At 69.1% G+C, this 22,476-nt stretch carries 21 protein-coding genes; 13 read left to right on the top strand and 8 right to left on the bottom strand.

Annotated elements, in window-relative coordinates; genetic code table 11:
- Positions 1 to 40: 40 nt before the first annotated feature.
- Complete coding sequence (locus HNR09_RS07760; RefSeq protein ID WP_179541513.1) at positions 41 to 604, top strand: DinB family protein; 564 nt, start codon at positions 41 to 43, stop codon at positions 602 to 604.
- Positions 605 to 613: 9 nt separating this feature from the next.
- Here HNR09_RS07760 and HNR09_RS07755 read toward each other — a convergent pair whose 3' ends face one another.
- Positions 614 to 1,123 (bottom strand): GNAT family N-acetyltransferase, encoded by a 510-nt coding sequence (locus tag HNR09_RS07755; protein ID WP_218881902.1) that lies wholly within the window; start codon positions 1,121 to 1,123, stop codon positions 614 to 616.
- 54 nt (positions 1,124 to 1,177) lie between these two features.
- On the opposite strand from HNR09_RS07755, the gene HNR09_RS07750 reads away from it, so the two are divergent.
- A complete protein-coding gene (locus HNR09_RS07750; protein WP_179541512.1) occupies positions 1,178 to 1,471 on the top strand; it encodes an antibiotic biosynthesis monooxygenase family protein in 294 nt (97 codons plus the stop codon).
- Positions 1,468 to 2,157: a DJ-1/PfpI family protein gene (locus tag HNR09_RS07745; RefSeq protein WP_179541511.1), complete on the top strand. Its 690-nt coding sequence runs from the start codon at positions 1,468 to 1,470 to the stop codon at positions 2,155 to 2,157. The genes HNR09_RS07750 and HNR09_RS07745 overlap by 4 nt, the downstream gene beginning before the upstream one ends.
- A gap of 4 nt (positions 2,158 to 2,161) precedes the next feature.
- On the opposite strand, the gene HNR09_RS07740 is transcribed toward HNR09_RS07745, so the two are convergent.
- Positions 2,162 to 3,484, bottom strand: coding sequence for a solute carrier family 23 protein (locus HNR09_RS07740; RefSeq protein WP_179541510.1), 1,323 nt, complete (start codon positions 3,482 to 3,484; stop codon positions 2,162 to 2,164).
- Between the two features lie 44 nt (positions 3,485 to 3,528).
- On the opposite strand from HNR09_RS07740, the gene HNR09_RS07735 reads away from it, so the two are divergent.
- The 4 genes from HNR09_RS07735 (at position 3,529) to HNR09_RS07720 (ending at position 6,936) form a co-directional block, all read left to right on the top strand.
- On the top strand, positions 3,529 to 4,272 hold the full coding sequence (locus HNR09_RS07735) for a copper homeostasis protein CutC (protein ID WP_179541509.1): 744 nt from the start codon (positions 3,529 to 3,531) through the stop codon (positions 4,270 to 4,272).
- Between the two features lie 260 nt (positions 4,273 to 4,532).
- A complete protein-coding gene (ectA, locus tag HNR09_RS07730) occupies positions 4,533 to 5,069 on the top strand; it encodes a diaminobutyrate acetyltransferase (protein WP_179541508.1) in 537 nt (178 codons plus the stop codon).
- A gap of 71 nt (positions 5,070 to 5,140) precedes the next feature.
- Positions 5,141 to 6,427 (top strand): diaminobutyrate--2-oxoglutarate transaminase, encoded by a 1,287-nt coding sequence (gene ectB, locus HNR09_RS07725; protein ID WP_179541507.1) that lies wholly within the window; start codon positions 5,141 to 5,143, stop codon positions 6,425 to 6,427.
- A gap of 116 nt (positions 6,428 to 6,543) precedes the next feature.
- A complete protein-coding gene (locus HNR09_RS07720; protein ID WP_179541506.1) occupies positions 6,544 to 6,936 on the top strand; it encodes an ectoine synthase in 393 nt (130 codons plus the stop codon).
- Positions 6,937 to 6,999: 63 nt separating this feature from the next.
- On the opposite strand, the gene HNR09_RS07715 is transcribed toward HNR09_RS07720, so the two are convergent.
- Together HNR09_RS07715 and HNR09_RS07710 are read right to left on the bottom strand one after the other, a co-directional pair.
- Positions 7,000 to 7,941 carry an ROK family protein gene (locus HNR09_RS07715; RefSeq protein WP_246348760.1) on the bottom strand — a complete coding sequence of 314 codons (942 nt, stop codon included), beginning with the start codon at positions 7,939 to 7,941 and terminating at the stop codon, positions 7,000 to 7,002.
- Positions 7,938 to 9,095, bottom strand: coding sequence for an ROK family transcriptional regulator (locus HNR09_RS07710; protein WP_179541505.1), 1,158 nt, complete (start codon positions 9,093 to 9,095; stop codon positions 7,938 to 7,940). Before HNR09_RS07710 ends, HNR09_RS07715 begins: the two co-directional genes overlap by 4 nt.
- A gap of 229 nt (positions 9,096 to 9,324) precedes the next feature.
- Here HNR09_RS07710 and HNR09_RS07705 point away from each other — a divergent pair, with 229 nt between their 5' ends.
- The 6 genes from HNR09_RS07705 to HNR09_RS07680 all read left to right on the top strand — a co-directional run bounded on the left by HNR09_RS07705 (position 9,325) and on the right by HNR09_RS07680 (position 16,104).
- Positions 9,325 to 10,599, top strand: a complete 1,275-nt coding sequence (locus tag HNR09_RS07705) for an extracellular solute-binding protein (protein WP_179541504.1) — start codon at positions 9,325 to 9,327, stop codon at positions 10,597 to 10,599.
- Positions 10,599 to 11,585 carry a carbohydrate ABC transporter permease gene (locus tag HNR09_RS07700; RefSeq protein ID WP_179541503.1) on the top strand — a complete coding sequence of 329 codons (987 nt, stop codon included), beginning with the start codon at positions 10,599 to 10,601 and terminating at the stop codon, positions 11,583 to 11,585. The genes HNR09_RS07705 and HNR09_RS07700 overlap by 1 nt, the downstream gene beginning before the upstream one ends.
- Positions 11,582 to 12,439 carry a carbohydrate ABC transporter permease gene (locus tag HNR09_RS07695; RefSeq protein ID WP_179541502.1) on the top strand — a complete coding sequence of 286 codons (858 nt, stop codon included), beginning with the start codon at positions 11,582 to 11,584 and terminating at the stop codon, positions 12,437 to 12,439. Before HNR09_RS07700 ends, HNR09_RS07695 begins: the two co-directional genes overlap by 4 nt.
- Before the next feature lie 71 nt (positions 12,440 to 12,510).
- A complete protein-coding gene (locus tag HNR09_RS07690) occupies positions 12,511 to 14,325 on the top strand; it encodes a beta-N-acetylhexosaminidase (protein WP_179541501.1) in 1,815 nt (604 codons plus the stop codon).
- 263 nt (positions 14,326 to 14,588) lie between these two features.
- Positions 14,589 to 15,734 (top strand): ABC transporter ATP-binding protein, encoded by a 1,146-nt coding sequence (locus HNR09_RS07685; protein WP_179541500.1) that lies wholly within the window; start codon positions 14,589 to 14,591, stop codon positions 15,732 to 15,734.
- A 199-nt stretch (positions 15,735 to 15,933) separates the two neighbouring features.
- The gene (locus HNR09_RS07680) at positions 15,934 to 16,104 is read left to right on the top strand and encodes a hypothetical protein (RefSeq protein ID WP_179541499.1); all 171 of its coding nucleotides are present in this window, start codon (positions 15,934 to 15,936) and stop codon (positions 16,102 to 16,104) included.
- A 266-nt stretch (positions 16,105 to 16,370) separates the two neighbouring features.
- Here the strand turns inward: HNR09_RS07680 and HNR09_RS07675 are convergent, their stop codons facing one another.
- From HNR09_RS07675 to cydB, 4 genes are read right to left on the bottom strand one after another with little or no spacing between them, the layout of a single operon-like run.
- Positions 16,371 to 17,879 carry a mannitol dehydrogenase family protein gene (locus HNR09_RS07675; RefSeq protein WP_179541498.1) on the bottom strand — a complete coding sequence of 503 codons (1,509 nt, stop codon included), beginning with the start codon at positions 17,877 to 17,879 and terminating at the stop codon, positions 16,371 to 16,373.
- Between the two features lie 43 nt (positions 17,880 to 17,922).
- Positions 17,923 to 19,716: a thiol reductant ABC exporter subunit CydC gene (cydC, locus tag HNR09_RS07670; protein ID WP_179541497.1), complete on the bottom strand. Its 1,794-nt coding sequence runs from the start codon at positions 19,714 to 19,716 to the stop codon at positions 17,923 to 17,925.
- Complete coding sequence (gene cydD, locus HNR09_RS07665) at positions 19,713 to 21,407, bottom strand: thiol reductant ABC exporter subunit CydD (protein ID WP_179541496.1); 1,695 nt, start codon at positions 21,405 to 21,407, stop codon at positions 19,713 to 19,715. Before cydD ends, cydC begins: the two co-directional genes overlap by 4 nt.
- A gap of 25 nt (positions 21,408 to 21,432) precedes the next feature.
- Complete coding sequence (gene cydB / locus HNR09_RS07660; protein WP_179541495.1) at positions 21,433 to 22,476, bottom strand: cytochrome d ubiquinol oxidase subunit II; 1,044 nt, start codon at positions 22,474 to 22,476, stop codon at positions 21,433 to 21,435.

The raw sequence follows: 22,476 nt of genomic DNA, 5'->3' as shown, positions 1-22,476 counted from the left end.
TGGCCACAGAGGAAGCCCGAGGAGTCTGAGGAGACCCGACATGAGCATCCCCACCGACCCTGCCGCACGACACCGCAAGATCGCTGAGGACTTCACTCAGGTCAGCGTCACGGTCACCGACTGGGACGCCGCCACGCCGGTGCCGGAATGGCGCACCCGGGACATCCCCCGCCACCTGGTCGAATGGTCGGCGGAGTTCCTCCGCACCGGCGGCGTGATGCTCACTCAGGGAGCTTCCCCGCTGCACGACCCGCACGGGGCCTGGCTTCACCACCGGGACGAGGTGCAGCACCTCCTCGACGCCGAGGACGCCGGACGGGACTTCACCCACCCCGAGCTGGGCACCCTCCCGCTGCGCGAGGCGGTGGACCGCTTCTACACCTCCGACGTCCTCATGCACACCTGGGACCTGGCCACTGCACTCGGACGGCCGTCCGGCCTCGACGAGGAGGAGTGCCGGCGTCTGCTGGACGGGATGGCCCGTACGGAGGATGCACTGCGCGCCTCCGGGCACTTCGGCCACGCTGTCCCCGTGGGCCCCGAGGCCTCGGAGGAGGATCAGCTGATGGCGTTCATCGGCCGCGATCCGGCATGGAGGCCCTGAGCCGACGGTTCACGTCGGCCGTCCCATCGTCACCCGGGCCCACCGATGCAGACCGTGGGAGACCTCTTCCTGGACCCGCGTGGCGAGCTCGGGACCCCATCGGTCCTGCGGGAGCACCTCGAACCCGAGCCGGGCGTAGTACGGCGCGTTCCACGGCACCTCGGAGAACGTAGTGAGCGTCAGCATCGCCAGCCCCTGCCCCGCCGCCCAGTTTGCGGCGGCGTCGAGAAGGTCGGCTCCGATGCGCCGCCCGGCGAAGGCCGGATCCACGGAGACCTGTTCGACATGCCCGGCCTCATCGAGGCGCTCGGCCAGCAGGTAGCCGACCACTGTCCCACCCTGCCGGTGGATCCATGCCGCATCGTCGTCGACGAGGGCGCGGAACTGCTCGCAGGAGACCGCCTCGTCAGCGGCGATCTCCTGCATCGGGGCGCCCAGGAACATCTCACCGGCCCGCCGCTCCACACGCACGACGGCGGGGTGGTCCATCAGGGTCGCCGGCCGGGTGCCGTCGCGCATCTCTCCTCCTCAGCGGCTCTTCCGAGGAGCCTCGCGGTATGTCATGCTCACCTCATGATCACAGAGCAGGCGATCCTTCCGGTGCTCCCCGGCCGGGAGGCGGACTTCGAGGACGCCTTCCGTCAGGCGCGGCCGCTCATCAGCGGCATGGCCGGCTTCCTGGGCCTAGAGCTGCTCCGCTCGCGGGAGACCCCGCACGAGTATCTGCTGCTGGTGCGCTGGGAGACCGTGGAACACCATACGGAAGGTTTCCGCGGGTCGCCGGAGTATGCCCGGTGGAAGGCCCTGCTGCACGACTTCTATGCCCCGTTCCCCCGTGTCGAGCACTTCGTCGAGGTGACATCATGAGTGATCCCTTCCGCATCGTCGCACTGCTGTTCCCCCATGTGACCCAGCTGGACTTCACCGGCCCGGCCCAGGTGTTCTCCAAGATGCCCGGAGCCGAGCTGCATGTGGCCTGGCACCGCGAGGAGCCGGTGCCCACCGATGCCGGATTCAGCATCCTGCCGACCACCACGCTGGAGGCCGCCCCGCAGGCCGACGTGCTGTTCGTGCCCGGGGGCCGCGGTGCCTTCGAGCTGCTGGAGGATGAGGTCATGCTGGACTTCCTGCGTCGCCAGGCGGCGGAGGCCCGGTGGATCACCGGCGTGTGCACAGGCTCGTTCCTTCTCGGCGCCGCCGGGCTGCTGCGCGGACGGCGGGCCACCAGCCACTGGGGCTCCCTACATCTGCTCGAGCGCCTGGGGGCGACGCCGGTCGCCGAACGGGTGGTGCGCGACGACCATGTGATCACCGCGGCCGGCGTCTCCGCCGGCATCGACTTCGCGCTGCGGCTCACCGCCGAGATCTACGGCGATGACGTGGCCAAGCGTCTCCAGCTGCAGCTGGAATATGACCCGGAGCCGCCCTTCGATGCCGGTGCGCCCTCCCGTCCGGACGCCGATGACGAGCTCGCGAACGCACAGATCGCTTCGATGACTGAGCTGCGCGGCGACGTGGTGGACCGTGCCGCGGCTCGCCTCGACGCGGGCTGAGACGTCAGTTCAGCGCCTGCTCCTCGGCACCCTCTGCTTCCCGCTGCGCTCCGGGATCCGTGCCGCGCAGCCTCGCGATCAGGCTCATGCCGTGATGGATGGCCAGAGCGGCGAAGCTGCCCAGGGCGATGCCTTCGAAGACGATGTCTCCGAAGACCATGGTGAAGTTCGCGACGGCGATGATCAGCGGCACGCCGGCCACCGCGAGGTTGATGGGATTGGCGAAGTCGACCCGGTTCTGCACCCAGATGCGCACGCCCAGGATGCCGATCATGCCGTAGAGCACCGTGCCGGCGCCGCCGAGCACCCCGGCGGGGACCGTGGCGATGAGCGCGCCGACCTTGGGCAGCAGGCCGAGCGCGATGGCGAAGAGGCCGGCCACCCAGTATGCGGCGGTGGAATAGACGCGCGAGGAGGCCATGACGCCGATGTTCTCCGCATAGGTGGTGGTCCCGGAGCCGCCGCCTGAGCCGGCGAACATGGTGGCCACGCCGTCGGCCATCAGCGCTCGGCCGGTGACCGGGTCCAGGTCCCGATGGGTCATCAGCGCCACGGACTTCACATGGCCGACGTTCTCGGCGACCAGCACCAGCACCACCGGCAGGAACAGGCCGATCACTCCGATGTGGAACGTGGGGGCGGTGAAGTCGGGGAGCCCGAACCAGGAGGCCTCGCCCACGCCGGAGAAGTCCACCTCTCCGCGCAGCCAGGCCACCAGATAGCCGACGACGACGCCGACCAGGATGGACAGCCGGCCGAGCAGCCCCCGGAAGAGCACTCCGGCGAGCAGCATCGACACGATGGTCACGGTGGCCGTGACAGGTTCGACGTTGACGTTGTCCCAGGCCGCCGGAGCGAGGTTGAGACCGATGAGCGCCACGATCGCACCGGTGACCACCGGAGGCATGAGCACCTGGATCCATCGGGTGCCGGCCAGGTGGACGAGGAGCCCCACCAGGAACAGCCCGGCACCGGTCATCACGATGCCGCCCAGCGCCCCGGACATCCCGTACTGCCCCATGGAGGCTCCCACCGGGGCGAGGAACGCGAACGAGGAGCCCAGGTAGGAGGGGACGCGTCCGGCGGTGATGATCAGGAACAGGATGGTGCCCAAACCCGAGAAGAGCAGAGTGGTGGCCGGAGGGAAGCCGGTGATCAGCGGCACCAGGAAGGTGGCGCCGAACATGGCCACCACGTGCTGCATGCCGATGCCGGTGGTGCGGCCCCAGCTGAGCCGCTCGTCAGGGGCGACGACGTCACCGGGACGGATGGTGCGGCCGTCGCCGTACAGGGTCCACCCGAGGCCTGGGATGAGAGTCTTGGTCACAGAAGAGAACCTTACCGGGGCTCACTGACGGTGGAGGCACGACCATGAAGCTTGAGATCGCGGTGCAGGATGTGGAAGGGCTCGCCGTAGCGCGGCAGCAGGGTGCGGACCGGGCAGAGCTCTGCCAGGCGCTGGGCACAGGTGGGCTGACCCCGACCACCGGCATGGTCGCGCGCGCAGCAGAGCTGGGGCTGCCGGCCCGGGTGCTCATCCGGCCGCGCGGCGGAGGCTACCTCTACTCCGGGGCCGAGGTGGCGGCCATGGACCATGATGTCCGCGCGCTGCTCGACGCCGGCGCATCAGGGGTCATCATCGGCGCCCTGGACGATCGCGGGCTGGACCACCGGTCCCTGGACAGGCTCGTCCGGGCGGCCCAGGGCATGCCGGTGGTCGTGCATCGCTGCGTGGACGTGGTGCTCGCCGCCGGCCTCGCCGAGGCGGACTCCCTGGTGGCGCTGCTCGTGGAGCTCGGGGTCGACGGGCTGCTGACCTCCGGCGGGGCGCCCACCGCTGCCGAAGGCGCGGAGACCATCGCTGAACTGGTCGGGGCCTCGGCCGGACGACTCGAGGTGATCGCAGGAGGCGGGGTGCGGGCGCAGCACGTGCCGAGCCTGGCCGAGGCCGGCGCCGACGTCGTGCATCTGTCCGCCGGTGCGCCCACGTCCCACGGCTCTCCCGGGCCCGGCGGCGGGGAGGGAAGCTACATGACCACGAGTCCCGAGCTTGTGGCGGCGGCACGTGCGGCCGTCGACGCCCAGCCGGGGCGCTCGGCACGACCACGGCCCTGACCCCTGAGAAGCACAGATCCACACTCTCTTCATGACGTGGCTCACATGCACTGCTGATCCCTATCCTGAACAATGATCACAGCACTATCACAGTATTTGATTTGATCTGCCATTCTCCGCCCGTGTCGGCGGATCCCTCTCAGGGCAAGGATGCCGCCCTTCCTAGAAAGGCTCAGAGAATGGATCGACGGGGTCGATTTCACCCCGATTTCACACCGGGGAGGCTTGATCCCTCCGTGTGGCTCACTACTGTGGAACAGATGCCACATTCCGCAGACACCCCTGCCCAGACCGGGGAACGTGTCGAGATCCGCGCTCTCGAGGTCGCCGACGGCGCCGCCCTGTGGCGGCTGGCCGCCGGCACCGGAGTACTGGATGTCAACACCCCGTACGCCTACCTGCTGTGGGCCCGCGACTTCGCCGACACCTCAGTGATCGCGCTCGTCGACGGCCGACCGGCAGGCTTCATCTCCGGCTACCGACGGCCGGACGACCCGCAGACGCTGTTCATCTGGCAGGTCGCGGTGGACTCCGCCTTCCGCGGACGCCGCCTGGCCTCCCGGATGCTCACCGACGTCGTCGCCCGCTCCGGAGCCTCCCGTCTCGAGACCACGATCACCGCGGACAACGCGGCCTCGATCGCGCTGTTCACCGGCCTGGCCCGTGACCAGGACGCAGAGATCACCCGCTCCGACTTCTTCACCGAAGACCTGTTCCCGACGTCCTCGGAGAGCGGCGAGGCGCACGCCGCGGAGGACCTGTACACGGTCACTCCGCTGAACGCCCAGCAGGCCTGAGGGCCTGTCCCCGACGTCCACCTGACCCCCAGCGGCGGAGAGCCCGCCGCATCACCGAGGAGACCCGCCACATGGCCACCGACATCTTCGAAACCCGTGAATCCCAGGTCCGCAGCTACTGCAAGAACTGGCCCGCCGTCTTCGAGAAGGCATCCGGCGCCTACCAGTACTCCGAGGACGGCTCCCGCTACCTCGACTTCTTCTCCGGAGCCGGCGCGCTGAACTACGGCCACAACCACCCGGAGCTGCGCGACCTCGTGGTCGACTACGTCGCCAACGACGGCGTCACCCACTCCCTGGACATGAAGACCCCGGCCAAGCGCCGCTTCCTGGAGACCTTCGAGCGGATCATCCTCGAGCCGCGAAACCTGGACTACAAGGTCATGTTCCCGGGCCCGACAGGCACCAACACGGTGGAGGCCGCGCTGAAGCTGGCACGCAAGGTGACCGGCCGCCAGCACATCCTGTCCTTCACCAACGCCTTCCACGGAATGACGCTGGGTGCGCTCTCGGTGACGGGCAACTCGATGAAGCGCCGCGGTGCAGGCATCCCGCTGACGAACTCCTCGAAGATCCCCTACGACGACTACTTCGACGGCGACATCCCGGACTTCATCTGGCTGGAGAAGGTCCTCGAGGACTCCGGCTCCGGCGTGGACAAGCCCGCCGCAGTCATCGTGGAGACGGTCCAGGGCGAGGGCGGCCTCAACACCGCCCGCATGGAGTGGCTCAAGGGTCTCTATGACCTGCTGCGCCGCCACAACATCCTTCTCATCGTGGACGACGTCCAGGCCGGCTGCGGCCGCACCGGCACCTTCTTCTCCTTCGAGAAGGCCGGAATCCACCCGGACATCGTCTGCGTCTCGAAGTCGATCTCCGGCTACGGGCTGCCGATGGCGCTGACCCTGTTCCGGCCCGAGCTCGACGTCTGGGAGGGCGGCGAGCACAACGGCACCTTCCGCGGCAACAACCTCGCCTTCGTGACCGGTGCCCGAGCCCTCGAGCTGTTCTGGGCCGACGACTCCTTCGAGAAGGAGCTGGCGGCCAGGATCGACGAGCTCACGGAGGGGCTGGAGCAGATCGCCGAGCATGTCAGGGGCGCGACCCTGCGCGGGCGCGGCTTCCTCAGCGGCATCTGCTTCCCGGACCCGGACACTGCCGGCAAGGTGGCCGCCGAGTCCTATAAGCGGAACCTGCTGGTGGAGACCTCCGGTCCCGAGGACGAGGTCGTGAAGGTCATGCCGCCGCTGACCATCGAGTCCGAGGACCTGCAGAAGGGGATCAAGATCCTCGAGGACGCCGTGCTGGCGGCCACCGGCCAGATGGGCGAGCCGTCGCGGCTGCGCGCCCCGCACTGAGCTGATCCCCACTGGGTGGCTCCCCAGCGGGCCGATCCCCACTGGCGGCTCCGCCGCGCTAGAATCCGGGCCAGCACCCGTTTCCCCAGATCCTCCCCGCAGACAGGAGACCCTGCATGTACACCCTGCACATCGACGACCTCAACGGCACCGAGCGCGACATCACGCACGGCAACTGGCGCTCACGCCGCATGGTCCTCGGCCGCGAGAAGGTCGGCTTCTCCTTCCACGAGACCACCATCTACGCCGGCACCACGAGCGAGTTCTGGTACGCCAACCACATCGAGGCCGTCTACTGCGTGGGCGGCAAGGGCACGCTGACCAATCTGGAGACCGGCGAGAAGCATGACGTCACCGACGGCTTCCTCTACCTGCTCGACGGCCACGAGAAGCATCGCGTGGAGGTCGAGGAGGAGCTGCGCATGATCTGCGTCTTCAACCCGCCGGTGACCGGCAAGGAGGTGCACGACGAGAACGGCGTGTACCCGCTGGTCGTCGAAGAGGCCTGAGCTCCGCCTCTCGTCATCTCACGACGGCGCCCGCCCCGGTGATCACCGGGGCGGGCGCCGTCGTCATGTCCGGGGTCTGCCGACCAGGGCCGCACCCCACGACGCCGCCTGGGACCCCGGAGGCAGCATCTCCACGCGCTCGTCGAGACGCAGCGATCTGAGGAAGGGCGAGCTGTCCGCCTCGCGAATGAGCTCCCCGGTGACCCGATCCAGCAGACGGGGCCCCATCCCTGCGACCCCGCCGCCGAGCACCACGACGGGCACGTCCAGAGAGAGCACCATGAGCCGGACGGCGGCGGCGACGGCCCAAGCGAGCTCATCGCGCAGCCGCCGGGCGTGCGGGTCACCCGTCTCGGCCGCGTCGAACACCTCGTGGACCGCACCGGATCCTGCGCCCCGCCACCGGCGGGCCACCGCTCCTCCGCCGGCGAAGGCCTCGATGCACCCCCGCTGCCCACAGGCACATCGCGGCCCCCCAGGGTCGATGGACGCGTGCCCGATCTCTCCGGCGGCCCCGCTCGCACCCCGCCAGATCTCGCCGCGCAGCACCGCCGCGGCCGCCACACCCGTTCCCAGGTTCAGGTAGCCGAGCGTCTCAGACCCGGATCCTCGCAGGGCATAGGCGCCGAGAGCAGCGGCCTTCACGTCGTTCTCGATGCTCACCGGAACGCCGAGCTCCGCCTCCAGCACGCCGCGGAGGTTCAGATCCGACAGCCCCAGGTTCAACGCGTGGCGCACGGTCGATCCAGAGGGGTCCACCTGCCCTGGGATGCCGATCCCGATCGAGAGGAAACCCCGGGCGTCGGTGTGGCTCCGCAGGGCGGACAGCACCTCGCGCACAGTCTCCAGGACTCCCTCGACGCCCGGCTCCGTGCTGATCCGGACCTGGGCGATGACCTGCTGACGTTCATCCAGGACCACAGCATCAGTGTTGGTGCCTCCGATGTCCAGCCCGACCCGCAGCGTCGACGGCGGCGCGTCCTCCGCGGCCTGCACCAGGTTCATGAGATGCCGAGCTCCGACTCGAGGACCATCACCAGGCCACCACGGAGCACGATGTCATCGCTGTGTTCGGGAAGGCGGATCCGCACCTGGGTGTGGAACCGGCCCAGGATGTGGCTGCGCAGCGCCTCCTGGGCTGCGTCGAGGAATCGGCCCCCGAGGAGATCCGCCGGTCCGGCCAGCACCACGTCAGAGAGATTGAGGGCACCGACGATGGGGGCGAGCATGATGCCCAGGCGGGTGCCTGCCTCGCTGAGGACGTCCTCCGCACTCCCCCCGTCACGGTCGGCTTCGTGCAGAAGCCTGGTCAGGCTCGGCACGGAGATCCATGCCTCCAGGCATCCACGCTTCCCACAGGCGCAGGGGGGCCCGCCGCCCTCTCCGACCGGCACATGCCCGATCTCGCCCGCCGCGTTGTACCGCCCGACGACGAGCTCTCCACGGACCATCAGCGCACCGCCGACCCCTCGTCCGACTCGCACCAGGAACAGATCCGGGTCGGCGTCTCCGAGGGTGTGCTCCGCCAACGCCGCGGCATTGGCGTCGTTGCGGACCACCACGGGATCCTCCAGGTCTCGCTGCAGGAGGTCCCGCAGCGGAACCCCCTCCCACCCGATGTTGGGCGCCGCCAGCACGACCCCCTCGTCAGAGATCACGCCCGGAGAGCCCACCCCGACGCCGAGGACCCGACGGTCGGCCCGCCCTCGCAGGCGTCTCGCAAGCGCGAGCACGGCCTCCTGAGCCTGTCGGCTGCTCTCGCCGCTGCGGCGTGGCTCCTCCTCACGAGCCAGCACCTTGCCCGTGAGATCCATGAGGGCGCCCCGGTACGCGTCGACTCCCGAGAGGTCGAGGGAGATGACCTGGAGGCCCTCCCGATCCAAGTCCACCAGCACCCCGGGCTTGCCGGGCCCGGAGGGCGCACGCAGGCCCCTCTCCACCACCGTCCCGCGATCGACGAGCTCCCCCACGAGTGCCGACGTGGTCACCCGGGTCAGTCCAGTCGCCCGCGCGAGGTCGGCCCGGCTCATCGCCCCGGCATGGAAGAGCTCCCGCTGGACGAGCGCCAGATTGTGGATGCGGGCGTGTCCGGGAAGCACAGGACGTGCGTCCCGAGCACCGCGGGACAGGGCGCCGTGTGGGGAGGCCAGAGAGCTCATGTTTGTAAGTATGACTTACAAAGACGGGATTCGCCTAGCCCTCCACAGCAGTGCACACTCCCGTCAACCCTGCTTCTGGTGGCCAGTCGCGATGTGTGGGTCCTCACCTGAATTTCCGATGAGCCCTTCCATTTTGTTAGTAAAGGACCCATACTTTTTCTACGACGGCACCGACGAGTGGCTGGTTCGCTCTGCGGCGTCCTTCTCTCCGCACCACGAAAGGAACCCCATGCGACGGCTCCCGCACCTGGCAGTTGCCTCCACCCTGACCATCGCCCTGGCCGCCTGCGGCGCCGGCGGCGGGGAGGAGGAGGCCGACGCGACCGGCTCCGCCGACCTCACCCTCTGGCTCATGGAGGACTCTGTCCCCGACGCCGCCCAGGAGTGGCTGGTGGAGGAGTTCGAGTCCACCCACGAAGGCTCCACCCTCACCGTCCAGATGCAGCCATGGGCCGGAATCGTCGAACTGCTGCAGACCTCTCTGCCTGACTCCTCGCAGACTCCTGACCTCGTGGAGATCGGCAACACCCAGGCCTCCACCTTCACCTCTGTGGGCGCCTTCTCCCCGGTCGACGAGATCCTCGAGGACCTCGGAGGGGACTCGCTGATCGAGTCAGGGCTGGAGGCCGGCACCTGGGAGGGAACCACGTACGCGCCGCCCCTCTACGCCGGATCCCGCATCATCTTCTACCGCCAGGATCTTCTCGACGCGGCAGGGATCGAGGTGCCCACCACGCTCGACGAGCTCAATGAGGCGGCAGTCGAGCTCAACGAGGCCAACCCCGAGGACACCGACGACTTCTCCGGCATCTATCTGGCCTCCTCCGACCCGAAGACCCTGGAGGGCTGGCTGTTCACCTATGGCGGCGACTACGCGACCCAGCAGTCGGACGGCACATGGGAGGGCGCGCTCTCGACTCCGGAGTCCCTGGAGGGGCTCCGAGCAGCCCAGGAGCTCATGGAGGACGGCTCAGAATACGTCTCCGACCCCAACGAGGCGGTGCCGGTGGCCTACGAGCTCTTCAACTCCGGCAGGATTGGCTTCTACTCGGGGCTCGCCCTGAAGGAGTACGACATCGACGATGAGCTCTGGGAGAGCGGCCAGGCTCAGGTGATGGCCCTGCCGGGCCCCGATCCGGAGACCCCCGGGACCACCTTCGCAGGCGGGTCCAACGTGGCGATCTCCGCGGCCTCCGAGAACCAGGAGCTCTCAGAGGAGGTCCTCAAGCTCATCTACTCCCCGGACTTCCAGACCCTGCTCGCGGAGGAGGCCGGCTGGGTGCCCGGCAACCTCGACTACGCCGACGCCCTCTCCGGTCACAGCGCCGACCCCTTCCAGGACGCGGTGGCGCACTCCCAGCTCACTCCCAACACTCCGTCCTGGGGCGTGGCGGACAGCGCCCAGCTTCCGCTGGAGATCTGGACCCGCATCGCCGACGGCGAGGACGTCGAAGATGTCGCCGCCGACGTCGACGCTCAGCTCGAAGAGATCCTGAACGACTGATGACCGCACTCGCACCGCCACGAACCACCCGGGACGGCGCCTCGGCGCCGTCCCGGGCCAGACCCCCTGGCCGAGCTGCCGCCGCCCGCCGACGGCGCCAGAACCTCACCCCGTACCTGCTGCTCCTGTTGCCCGCCGGGCTGGTGGTCCTCGCCCTGGGCTATCCGATGGGCCGTCAGCTGGTGATGTCCTTCCAGGAGTTCGGCATTGCGCAGCAGTTCGGCCAGCCGCCGGAATGGGTGGGTCTGAGCAACTACACCACCATCGTCACCGACACGTACTTCTGGACGGTCACCCTCCGGACGCTGGCCTTCACCGCGGTGGCGGCAGGAGCGACGATGGTGGTCGGCGTCGGCCTCGCCGTGCTGATGCAGCGTGTGGCGGCCGGCCTGCGCATCGCGCTGCAGCTGGCGCTGCTCTTCGCCTGGGCGACACCGGTGATCGCCGCCGTCGCGATCTGGAAGCTCATGGCCGACCATCGACACGGTGTCGTGAACACGCTCCTGACCGGCGTCGGCCTCGGTGGATTCGACGGCTTCCACTGGCTCCAGGCGGGGACGATCCCGTTCCTCCTCGTCGCGGCGACCGTGGTGATCTGGGCCAGCACCCCGCTGGTGTCCCTGGCCACCTTCGCCGCCCTCAGCCAGGTCGACGAGGCGACGGTCGAGGCCGCTCAGATCGACGGCGCCAGCACGCCGCGCATCCTCTGGCACATCGTGCTGCCCATCATCCGTCCCGTGCTGGTGCTCCTGGCCATCCTGCAGGTGATCTGGGACCTCCGCGTCTTCGCGCAGATCTATTCGCTGCAGCAGAGCGCCGGCAACACCAGCGACACGAACCTCTTGGGGACCTACATCTATCAGACCGGCATCGCCGGCGGAGACTACGGCATGGCCTCAGCCCTGGCCATGATCATGCTGCTGATCCTCGTGCTGCTCACCTGGCGGTACGTCAGGATCCTCAGCCGACAAGGAGACCTGACATGAGCCCGACGACGACACCGATGCGTCCTCGTCGCGCCGGCGGCCGCCTCGCGCTGAACATCGTGGCGGGCGCGCTCGCCCTGGTGTGGATCTTCCCCATCTACTGGATGGTGAACGTCTCACTGCAGCCGAACGCCCAGATGAGGCTCGACGGGCCGACATGGCTCCCCTTCTCCTTCACCCCTGACGCGTATCTGGGAGTCCTGCAGGACAGCAGCTTCTGGACCGCTCTGCAGATGAGCCTCCAGGTGAGCCTCCTCGCGGTCGCGGTGGCACTGTGCTCAGCGACGCTGGCCGCCGTCGCCCTGAGCCGTTTCCGCTTCCGCAGCCGGACCGCCATCGTGGTGACCGTGCTGATCGTGCAGATGATCCCGGCCGAGGCGCTGTTCATCTCCCAGTTCAGGATGTTGTCCAACTGGGGCCTGGTCAACACTGCCCTGGGACTCTCACTCCTCTATGTGGGCACCGTCATGCCGTTCATCGTCTGGATGCTGAAGGGATTCGTGGACGGCGTGCCCGTGGACCTGGAGGAGGCTGCCATGATCGACGGCTGCACGAAGGTGGGGGCTTTCTTCCGGGTGACCTTCCCCCTGCTGGGGCCGGGCCTGGTCGCCACGGGAGTCTTCGGCTTCCTGGTGTCCTGGAACGAGTTCACCCTGGCCCTGGTGATCCTCTCCTCCGGGGGGAGAGTGACGCTGCCTGTCTGGCTCCAGGGCTTCCAGGAAGGGATGACCGGCACCGACTGGGCCGGGGTCATGGCAGGCTCCGCGCTCATCGCGGTCCCTGTGCTGATCCTGTTCTGCCTCGTCCAGCGACGCATGGCCTCGGGCATGGTCGCCGGTGCCGTCAAGGGCTGAGCCCCACCCCCGAACGCACGTCTCCACACCACGGCTGCCCCTGCAGCGACCGACAAGCGAGGAACTGACAGATGTCTCTGAAGCTCTACCCCATGCCGCGCCGCATCGACGTCCAGGACGGGCCCGCCCCGCGTCCGCAGGCCGAGGTCGTCGTCGCTCATGACCCGGACCTTCCGCCCCAGGGATACCGGCTGGACTACGGTCCGACCACCCGGCTGACCTACGCCGACGAAGCCGGACTGCGCTACGCGCAGCAGACCCTCGACCAACTGCGCGGCACCCCGATGACCGAGCAGCAGGCGGTGCACATCGAGGACTGGCCCGATTTCGCCCGGCGTGGCTTCATGCTGGACATCAGCCGGGACCGTGTCCCCACCCGAGCGGGCCTTCGCCGCCTGGTGGAGGTGCTCGCCCAGGCACGGTACAACCATCTCGAGCTCTACACCGAGCACAGCTTCGCCTACCCGGGGCACGAAGAGGTCTGGCAGGACGCCTCCCCGCTCACCGGGGAGGACCTGCGCTGGCTGGACGATCTCTGTGCTGCCCGCGGGATCGAACTGGTGCCGAACCAGAACACCTTCGGCCACTGGGAACGATGGCTCGCCCATGACAGCTACAGGTTCCGAGCGGAGAACCCGGAGCCCCAGGAGTTCGCCGGCACCCTGCGGCCGCCCTCCACGCTGGCGCCCACCGAGGAGAACGCCCGGTTCATCACCGGCCTGCTGGAGGACCTGGTGCCCCACTTCCGCTCTGACCGCCTCAACATCGGCGCCGATGAGACCTGGGAGCTCGGCACCGGGGAGAGTCGGGCACGTGCCGAGCAGGAAGGCCTGGGCACGGTGTTCCTGGACTATGTCGAACGCGTCGCGCGGCCCTGGACCTCGCGAGGGCACCGCGTGGAGTTCTGGTCCGACATCCTGGGAAGCCACCCGGAGCTCATGGCTAGGCTTCCGGAGGGGACGGTGCCGGTGGTCTGGCTCTATGACTCCCCCGAGCACATCGCGACGGTCATCGACCGGATGAGCGAGAAGGAGCTGGCCTTCTCCCAAGCCCATGGGGTGGATCCTGAGGAGCTGCGCAGCTTCGCGACGCGGGCTCAGGCGCTCATCGACGCGGACGTCCCCTTCTGGGTGGCTCCCGGGACGGGGACCTGGCTGTCCTTCGTCGGGCGGCTGGACAACGCTCTGGGAAACATCACCGACGCCGCCCTGACCGGGGCCGAACACGGCTCCGAGGGGTTCCTCCTCACCAGCTGGGGAGACTGCGGTCACTACGATCCGCTGGTGATCTCCTATGCGCCCATCCTCTTCGGCGGAGCGGCCAGCTGGTCTCTTGAGAGCAACCGCGAGCTCACCCATCACCTCGACGGGCTGCTCGATCGCCTCATCTTCATGGATGAGGCCTGCGTGCTCGGCTCGGCGCTCGTCCAGATCGGACGAGTCGCAGACGCCCTCGATGCCAAGACGGCGAACTCGAGTCCGCTGTTCCGCGCCGTGCAGCAGCCAGGCACCCTGGAGCCGCACCATGTGCCCTCGGAGGACAGCCTGGAAGCGGCCCGCAGGACTCTCGACACTGCTCTCGAGGCGCTGCAGGATGCCCGACCGGCCGCCCCGGAGGGCCCTGTCGCCGTCGCCGAGACGGCTCAGGCCATCCGGTGGGCGAGATTCGGCGTGGACCTGCTGCGCTCGGGGTTGGTCCCCGGCGCCGAGCAGAACCACGGCTCGTCGCGCGCCGCACGCCGCCTGCTCAGCCGCTTCGACCAGCTGGTCGCCGAGCAGCGACGGACGTGGCTGCTGTCGTCCCGCCCGGGCGGCCTGGACACCAGCATCGACCGATTCCAGCCGGTACGGCGCTTCCTGGTGGCCGCCTCCAGCGAGAGGTCCTGATCCGGGTCCACGCTCATCAACGCGTGCTGATCGTCCATCGCCGTCACCTGCCCCGATGCGCTCCGGTGACGATGCCCACAGAGCAGTGGACAAGACCCACATACTATGATGTGATTCACATGGTTGTGTTGCAGATCACGCGACACGGCCTACAACTGAGCAGATTCGGAGAGCGCTGTCCGTCGTGGACGGCACTCACCGCACAAGCTCCCATTCACCACGGATCGTCGGGCACGTACCTGCCCGTGAAAGGGAAATACACCATGGCCTCTGTGACCTATGACGCCGCGAGCCGGATCTACACCCCCGGTGCCCGCCCCGCCATCAATCAGCTCCAGCTGGAGATCGCCGATGGCGAGTTCCTGGTCCTCGTCGGACCCTCTGGCTGCGGAAAGTCCACCGCACTGCGCATGCTCGCCGGCCTCGAAGAGGTCAACGAGGGCCGCATCCTCATCGGTGGCGAGGACGTCTCCCACGTATCGCCCAAGGACCGCGACATCGCGATGGTCTTCCAGAACTACGCGCTGTACCCGCACATGTCGGTCTCGGAGAACATGGGCTTCGCCCTGAAGATCGCCGGCGTCCCGAAGGACGAGCGAGCCAGGCGCGTCAGGGACGCCGCCAAGCTCCTCGACCTCGAGCCCTACCTCGACCGCAAGCCGAAGGCCCTCTCCGGTGGTCAGCGTCAGCGTGTGGCCATGGGCCGTGCGATCGTCCGCTCCCCCAAGGTCTTCCTCATGGACGAGCCGCTGTCCAACCTCGACGCCAAGCTGCGCGTGCAGACTCGCACCCAGATCGCCGCACTGACCCGCAAGCTCGCGGTCACCACCGTCTACGTCACGCACGACCAGGTCGAGGCGATGACCATGGGCGACCGCGTCTGCGTGCTCAAGGACGGCGTGCTGCAGCAGGTCGACTCCCCCCGCAACCTCTATGACACCCCGGCCAACGTCTTCGTGGCCGGCTTCATCGGCTCCCCGGCCATGAACCTCTTCCAGGTCCAGCACGACGGCGACAGCCTCATCCTCGGCGGTGAGCGGTACCCCATCTCCGACGGCTCCCTGAAGAAGGCCAACGGCAACACGGTCACCCTGGGCGTCCGCCCCGAAGACATCCACATCGACGAGGTCCACGGCATCGAGATGATCGTGGACCTCACCGAGGAGCTCGGCGCTGACGCACACATCTTCGGCTCGCCGGAGGGCCTCGAGTCCTTCCAGCCGCTGGTGGTCCGCGTCGACGGCCGCCGCCCCCCGCTGAAGGGCGACCGCGTGAAGGTCGTCCCGCAGATGGACCACATCCACCTGTTCGACTCCGAGACCGGCCTGCGCCTCAACGGCGACATCCCGGACCACACTCCGCACGCCCAGCTCGCCGACGTCGAGGCCCTGCAGGACGAGGAGGAGTGAACGAGCGAAGCGAGTTCACTCCGACGAGCAAGTGAGCGTCAGGGACCCCATGCGGCGGCGACGCCGCTTGGGGCCAGGCGCGAACGGGAGTGAACGAGCGGCACTCCCGCCTGAGCTGACCAACCGCTGAGGGCGGGTCCCGGAGATCATCCGGGGCCCGCCCTCAGCGTCGTTCGGGCTCATCGCCTAGGCTGACTTCATGAAACAGCTGCTGTCTGTCATCCTGACCATCATCCTGGTCATCGTGGCGATCCGCGTGGTCCTCTGGATCCTCGGCGCCGCGATGAGCCTGGTCGCCAACCTGATCTTCATCGCACTGATCGCCGCCGCGGTCATCTGGCTGATCCAGGCGGTGAGGTCGAATCGCTGAGCGGCCCGCTCAGGACGAGCAGGCCTGAGGACCTCGTACACTGATCACCCACAAGTGATCCAGACCACATTCACACGGGGTCCAGGGGCTGCATCCAGCGAACACCCAGGCCCACCCTCTGTGCTGGAAGATCTGGCGGGTACACGCCAGCTGCCATCGAGACACCAGAGAGGGTGACATCTATGCGCGGCATCTACATCCCCATCGGTCTGGGCACACTGATCCTGATCGTGGTCGTGATCATCCTGCTGACATGACGTGAACCCTCAACCCACCGACCTCTCCAGCAGAGCCCTGGCCCCCTGCTCCCGCAGGGTGGTCAGGGCTTCTGCGTAGGGGCGGGTGAAGGCCTGGTGCTCCACCAGGTCCCCGAAGAGCTCCTCATCGCGCAGAAAGATCAGGATGTCGTCGTCATGCTGAGCGGCGGCGGCCATCACCCGCTCGCGCAGCCGGTCCACCACCGGCCATTCCTCACCGTTCTCCCCGACGCCTTCGGCGTAGCGCGCCCAGGACGCGACGACGGCAGCGCAGGCGCTGACGTCCCGCCCGGCGGCCAGATTCTCGCGGATCACCGGCACCATCCAGGTGGGGATGCGGTCCGAGGACTCGGCGGCCAGCCGGGCCAGGGTGTCACGGACGTGCTCATTGCCGAAGCGAGCGATCAGCTGGTCCTTGTAGGCCTCCAGGTCGATCCCCGGCACCTCGGGCACCGTGGGGGTTCCCTCGCGGTCCATGTAGAGCTCGCGCGTGAATCGGACCAGGACCTCATCCTGACACGCCTCATGGGCATAGGTGTGGCCCAGCAGCAGGCCGAAGTAGGCGATCACCTGATGGCTGCAGTTGAGCAGCCGCAGCTTCATCAGCTCATAGGGCTCCACGTCGTGGACCATCTGCACCCCGACCTCCTCGAAGGCGGGACGTCCGGCGGGGAAGCGGTCTTCGAGCACCCACTGCAGGAAATCCTCGCTGACCACCGGCCAGGCGTCGTCGACGCCGCATTCCTCCGCGACCATCGCACGATCCGCCTCGGTGGTGACCGGCGTGATGCGGTCCACCATGCAGTTCGGGAAGGCGACGTCCTGCCGGATCCAGGCCGCCAGCTCGGCGTCGCGGTGCTGGGCGAAGGCGAGGATCATGCGCTGCGCCAGGTCGCCGTTGCCGCGGATGTTGTCACAGCTGAGCACCGTGAACGGCTTCGTCCCCGCGGCCCGCCGGCGGCGCAGCGCCTCCACGATGAAGCCGAAGAACGTCTCCGGGTGCTCGCCCTCGCCCCGGGCGAGATCCCGAGCCGCCGCTGGGGTCTCCGTCAGGAACTCGCCGGTGGTGGGGCTGTAGTTGTAGCCCCCCTCGGTCACGGTCAGCGAGACGATCTTCACGCCCTCGTCCGTCATCCGCGCCAGAACGGCCTCAGGATCTTCGGGCGCATAGAGATACTCGGCGATCGAGCCGATCACCCGGGCGTCACGGGTGCCGTCCGGGCCGGTGGAGACCAGCGTGTAGAGGCCGTCCTGAGGTACCAGCGCATCCCGCATGCGCACATCCCCGGGCAGCAGGCCCACTCCGCAGACCGCCCAGTCCGCGCGCCCCGCGCCGGAGAAGAGACGATCCAGGTATAGGGCCTGGTGTGCCCGGTGGAATCCGCCCACGCCGAAATGGACGATGCCCACGCGCCGGCCCTCCAACGGGTAGTCAGGGGTGCGGAGGGCGACACCGGAGGGGGTGTCAGGGCCCAGCTCGGTGACGGTGCGTGCGGAGAGCGGAGTGGCGGCGGTCATGACGATCCTTCCACGACGGGTGGTCGATGTGATCGCCACCATATCAAATGAGTGTCACTCGGTGCTCATTTGAGCATGAGGAGGTCGCCGCCGTCAGTCCCAGGTGATGATCCACCAGATGCTCCGGCACGGGCAGGTGGGACATCAGGATCACGCTCCGTCCGCGGCCGACATTTCGCTCCGGCGTGCGCGAGGCAGCCCCGAGCAGATCCCGGATCAGCTGATCGCCCAGCTCCGGGTCCACATGCGCGGTGGGCTCGTCCAGCACCAGCATGTCGGCCCGGGAGAGGAGCCCGCGGGCGACGGCGATGCGCTGCGCCTGCCCTCCGGAGACCAGGGCGCCCTCGCGGCCCACCCTCGTGTCCAGGCCGTCCCGGGATCGAGCCCACTCCCCCAGCCCGACAGCCTCCAGAACCTCCCAGAGCTGATCATCGCCGGCCGCCTCGGGTCCCTGAGGGTGGGCGAAGCTCAGATTCGCGCGCAATGTGGAGTCGAACAGATGCGCCCGCTGCTCGATCAGGCACACGCGCCGCCGCACCGCAGCCGCAGACATCTCGCGGATCTCGACGCCGTCCAGCCGGCACGAGCCCTCATGCTCCAGCAGACGCACCAGCGCCTGGGCCAGCGCCGTCTTCCCCGCCCCGCTGGGACCGGTGACCAGCGCCCGCTCCCCCGGGCCGAGACGCAGATCCACCGGCGCCGCCGTCGCGACACTCTGACCCGGCCAGCGCACAGTCATCTGCTCGAGCTCCAGCAGCACACCGCCGTCCGGATGATCCGCCGGGGTGTCGGCGCCGTCGGCAGCTGAGTCCTCGCCGTCGTCGGCCGGGATCTCCTCCGGCCGGGGCCGCTCGGTCAGCTCTGCGATCCGCTCCGCGGCGGCGAGCACGCGGCGTCGGGCAGACCAGGCCGCGGGCACGGCGGCGGCGACCTCGAAGACCGCCAGCGGCACCAGGGCCAGCACCGCCAGCACCGGGCCGTCCACCACCCCCGGGCTGAGCAGGAACTCCGGACCCAGCGGCGCGCTGGGCCGCAGAGCCGGGATGCCGAGCAGCAGCATCGCCAGCACGGCCGCCCCGGTGAGCCCGGTCAGCAGCGCCGAGACCACGCCGGCCCCGACCGCGCTGCGCAGCTCCGCAGCCCGCAGCCGCGCATCGGCCCGCTCCACGCGGCGGACCTGCTCCTCCGCCGCGCCGTAGGCCAGCAGAACGTCCACGTCGACCACCAGGTCGGTGACCTCATCGGCGAGCGCCCCGCGCAGCATGGCGGTCCGGCGCTCAGCGGACCCGCTGATCCTCGCGTTCAGCCAGGTACCGGCCAGGAGAGCAAGCCCCAGCAGCACGGCGAGCGCGGCCGCCGCTGCCGGGGAGAACCAGGCCAGCCCGGCCAGGGTGCTCACCACGACGACGCCGGAGCTCACCAGGGGCTGAATCACCCGTGTGGGCAGGTCGAGCAGCTGCTCCACATCCCGGACCAGCCGGGAGAGCAGGTCACCCCGCCCGCGGTCGACCAGTCCCGCCGGGGCCAGCGGCATGAGCCGCTCGACCAGCCCCACGCGCAGGGTGCTCAGCGTGCGGAACGCGGCGTCGTGGGAGCTCAGCCTCTCCAGGTAGCGGAAGAACCCCCGGGAGAGCGCGAAGGCCCGCACCCCGACCACCAGCAGGCCCAGGTAGAGGATGGGCGGCTGCTCTGCGGCACGCGTGATCAGGTATGCCGAGAGCCCCAGCAGCAGGACCGCGCTCAGCCCGGAGAGCACCCCGAAAGCCAGCGCCGGGAGCATGGTCCGGACTCCGGGGCGGGCCAGGCGGAGCAGATCACGAGCAGGTGCGGGGCTCATCGGACTCCCTCCAGCGAGTGGACGACGTCGGCGGACTCCAGCACCCCAGGCCGGTGGCTGATCACCAGGACCGTCCGGCCGGCGTCGGCCTCGGCCCGCAGGAGCCCGATCAGCGCCTGCTCGGTGGTCTCGTCCAGCGCGGCGGAGGGCTCGTCGAGCAGCAGAACGGGAGCATTCCGGGCCCGAGCCCGATGCACGGCCCGGGCGACGGCGATCCGATGGGCCTGCCCACCCGAGAGCCCGGCGCCACGGACGCCCAGAGGGTGATCGAGCGGCAGTTCCGGCAGGTCCAGAGCGTCGAGGATGCTGCGCGCCTCACCGGAGTGCAGCTGCGGCTCGCCGAGCGCGATGTTCTCCCCCACCGTGCCGGAGCGCAGCCCATGGCGCTGCCCGGCCCAGGCGACGTCGTCACGGGTGATCGGCCTCGAGCCCTCCTCGCCGCTCAGCGTGATCTCCCCCGTGTGCGCGACCAGCCCCACGACGGCGGCGGCCAGCGTGGACTTCCCTGACCCGGAAGGGCCGGCGAGCGCGGTGATCCGCCCTGGGGAAGCGGTGAGGTCGACGTCGTCGACGATGGCGGACCCTCCCCGGGCGACACCGACCCCTCGCAGCCGCAGCTCGGAACGCCGCAGCAGCGTGGCCTGCCCCGGTCCGGTCGGCACTGTCCGCGGCTCGCTCTCCAGCAGCGCGAACACCTCCTCGGACGCCGCGATCCCATCCGCCGCGGCATGATACTGGGCGCCCACCTGCCGCAGCGGAGCGTAGGCCTCCGGAACGATGAGCAGCACGAAGAGCCCCACGAAAAGCCCCAGCTCGCCGTCGATCAGCCGGACCCCCACCGAGACCGCCACCAGCGCCACGGAGAGGCTGGCGGCCAGCTCCAGGACGAATCCGGAGAGGAAGCTGACCCGCAGCACCTTCATGGTGGCGGACCGGTGCTGCTCGGTGAGCCGGTGCAGGTTCTGCCGCTGCCGGTTCTGCCGGTTGAAGATCTTCAGCGTGGAGAGGCCCTCCACGAGGTCCAGATAGGCGGTGCCCAACCGGTCCAGACGCCGGCGCTGCCGCAGCTGGGCAGACTGGGTGGACCAACCCACCAGCACCATGAAGACCGGCACCAGCGGCATGGTGACCACCACGATCACCGCCGTCGTCAGGTCCTGGGTGGCGAGCACGCCCAGCAGGATCGGCACCGCCAGGGCGGTGAGCACCAGCTGGGGCAGATACCGGGAGAAATAGGCGTCCAGGGCGTCCAGGCCGGAACCGAGGACGCTGACCGCATGGGCAGGGCCGGCGCCGTCGTCGTCATCGTGGAGACCGCGGTGCACCAGGGCCTCGGCGGCCTGGCGCCGCAGCTGGGACTTCACCCGCGCCGCCGCCCGCGCCGCGACCCACTCCATCACCCAGGAGACCCCCGCACGGGCCGCCGCCACCGCCGCCAGTCCGCCCAGCAGCGGAGCGACCAGACCCAGCAGCTCCACCCCGGAGGCCGGCTCCTGGACGACCAGCTCCTCGCTCACCCAGTCCCCCGGAAGCACCCCGACGGCGGCGATCACCGTCGCCAGCACCCCGGCCAGCAGGGCGCTGAACGCCAGCACCAGCAGCACCTGCACGAGCCCCAGCGCCACGGACAGGGCGAGGAACCCGCGGGCGGCACGGGCATGGTGGAGCAGGCGGGGGTCCAGCGGCTTCATGGCTGTCCTGTCCTCACGGGCGGGCTCAGTGCGCCGCGGTGGGGATGTGATCGCGGGTGAGGCGACGGCGGAAGACCCAGTAGGTCCAGATCTGATAGCCGATCACCAGCGGAGTGACCACCAGCGCCACCCAGAGCATCACCGTCAGCGTGTAGTCGGTGGAGCTCGCGTTCGCGATGGTCAGCCCGCCCACCCCGGTGGTGGAGGGCAGCACATGGGGGAACAGCGAGAGGAACAGGGTCACCACGGCCAGCCCGATGGTCGCCGCCATCGCACCGAAGGCCAGACCCTCCCGCCCCAGCGCGTTGGCGAACAGCGCCGCCACCAGGGCCAGCGCGGCCCCGACGGCCGCGGCCAGCGCCGGACCAGGCTGCCCGGAGAAGGACTCCAGACGCAGAGTCCAGACCAGGAAGATGACGGCGATCAGCGCCGTCGGCAGCCCGGCGAGTCCGGCGAGCCGGCGGGCCCGCCCGCGGATCTCGCCGTCGGTCTTCAGCGCGATGAACACCGCCCCATGGACCAGACACAGCAGGGTCAGGGTGAGACCGCCCAGCAGGGCGTAGGGGTTGAACACGTCCCCCAGGCTCGCCACGACGTTGTGCCCCTCATCCATGGGCAGGCCGCGGACCACGTTGGCGAAGATCAGGCCCCACAGGAAGGCCGGGAGCAGCGAGCCGAAGATGATCATCCGGTCGAAGGTCCGGGTCCACTGCGGATGTTTGCGCTGATGCCGGTACTCGAAGCTCACCCCGCGGGCGATCAGCGCCAGCAGGATCAGCAGCAGCGGGAGGTAGAACCCGGAGAACAGCGAGGCGTACCACTCCGGGAAGGCCGCGAAGAGCACCGCCCCGGCCACGATCACCCACGTCTCATTGAGGTCCCAGACCGGACCGATGGTGTTGATCATGACCCGCCGGTCGGTGTCATCGCGGCCCAACAGCGGCAGCGACATGCCCACGCCGAAGTCGAAGCCGTCAAGCACGAAGTAGCCGACGAAGAAGAACGCGACGAGCACGAACCAGATCGTCGGGAGGTCGACCTGTGAGAGGCTCAGCAGTGCGAAGTCCAT

It is taken from the genome of Nesterenkonia xinjiangensis, assembly GCF_013410745.1.
Classification (GTDB): domain Bacteria; phylum Actinomycetota; class Actinomycetes; order Actinomycetales; family Micrococcaceae; genus Nesterenkonia; species Nesterenkonia xinjiangensis.
This window is presented reverse-complemented; position numbering and strand designations above follow the sequence as displayed.

Excerpts from the sequence above, each read along its gene's own strand:
- HNR09_RS07760 (WP_179541513.1), top strand. The coding sequence starts at position 41 with ATGAGCATCCCCACCGACCCTGCCGCACGACACCGCAAGATCGCTGAG.
- HNR09_RS07755 (WP_218881902.1), bottom strand. The coding sequence starts at position 1,123 with ATGCGCGACGGCACCCGGCCGGCGACCCTGATGGACCACCCCGCCGTC.
- HNR09_RS07750 (WP_179541512.1), top strand. The coding sequence starts at position 1,178 with ATGATCACAGAGCAGGCGATCCTTCCGGTGCTCCCCGGCCGGGAGGCG.
- HNR09_RS07745 (WP_179541511.1), top strand. The coding sequence starts at position 1,468 with ATGAGTGATCCCTTCCGCATCGTCGCACTGCTGTTCCCCCATGTGACC.
- HNR09_RS07735 (WP_179541509.1), top strand. The coding sequence starts at position 3,529 with ATGAAGCTTGAGATCGCGGTGCAGGATGTGGAAGGGCTCGCCGTAGCG.
- ectA (WP_179541508.1), top strand. The coding sequence starts at position 4,533 with ATGCCACATTCCGCAGACACCCCTGCCCAGACCGGGGAACGTGTCGAG.
- ectB (WP_179541507.1), top strand. The coding sequence starts at position 5,141 with ATGGCCACCGACATCTTCGAAACCCGTGAATCCCAGGTCCGCAGCTAC.
- HNR09_RS07720 (WP_179541506.1), top strand. The coding sequence starts at position 6,544 with ATGTACACCCTGCACATCGACGACCTCAACGGCACCGAGCGCGACATC.
- HNR09_RS07715 (WP_246348760.1), bottom strand. The coding sequence starts at position 7,941 with ATGAACCTGGTGCAGGCCGCGGAGGACGCGCCGCCGTCGACGCTGCGG.
- HNR09_RS07710 (WP_179541505.1), bottom strand. The coding sequence starts at position 9,095 with ATGAGCTCTCTGGCCTCCCCACACGGCGCCCTGTCCCGCGGTGCTCGG.
- HNR09_RS07705 (WP_179541504.1), top strand. The coding sequence starts at position 9,325 with ATGCGACGGCTCCCGCACCTGGCAGTTGCCTCCACCCTGACCATCGCC.
- HNR09_RS07700 (WP_179541503.1), top strand. The coding sequence starts at position 10,599 with ATGACCGCACTCGCACCGCCACGAACCACCCGGGACGGCGCCTCGGCG.
- HNR09_RS07695 (WP_179541502.1), top strand. The coding sequence starts at position 11,582 with ATGAGCCCGACGACGACACCGATGCGTCCTCGTCGCGCCGGCGGCCGC.
- HNR09_RS07690 (WP_179541501.1), top strand. The coding sequence starts at position 12,511 with ATGTCTCTGAAGCTCTACCCCATGCCGCGCCGCATCGACGTCCAGGAC.
- HNR09_RS07685 (WP_179541500.1), top strand. The coding sequence starts at position 14,589 with ATGGCCTCTGTGACCTATGACGCCGCGAGCCGGATCTACACCCCCGGT.
- HNR09_RS07680 (WP_179541499.1), top strand. The coding sequence starts at position 15,934 with ATGAAACAGCTGCTGTCTGTCATCCTGACCATCATCCTGGTCATCGTG.
- HNR09_RS07675 (WP_179541498.1), bottom strand. The coding sequence starts at position 17,879 with ATGACCGCCGCCACTCCGCTCTCCGCACGCACCGTCACCGAGCTGGGC.
- cydC (WP_179541497.1), bottom strand. The coding sequence starts at position 19,716 with ATGAGCCCCGCACCTGCTCGTGATCTGCTCCGCCTGGCCCGCCCCGGA.
- cydD (WP_179541496.1), bottom strand. The coding sequence starts at position 21,407 with ATGAAGCCGCTGGACCCCCGCCTGCTCCACCATGCCCGTGCCGCCCGC.
- cydB (WP_179541495.1), bottom strand. The coding sequence starts at position 22,476 with ATGGACTTCGCACTGCTGAGCCTCTCACAGGTCGACCTCCCGACGATC.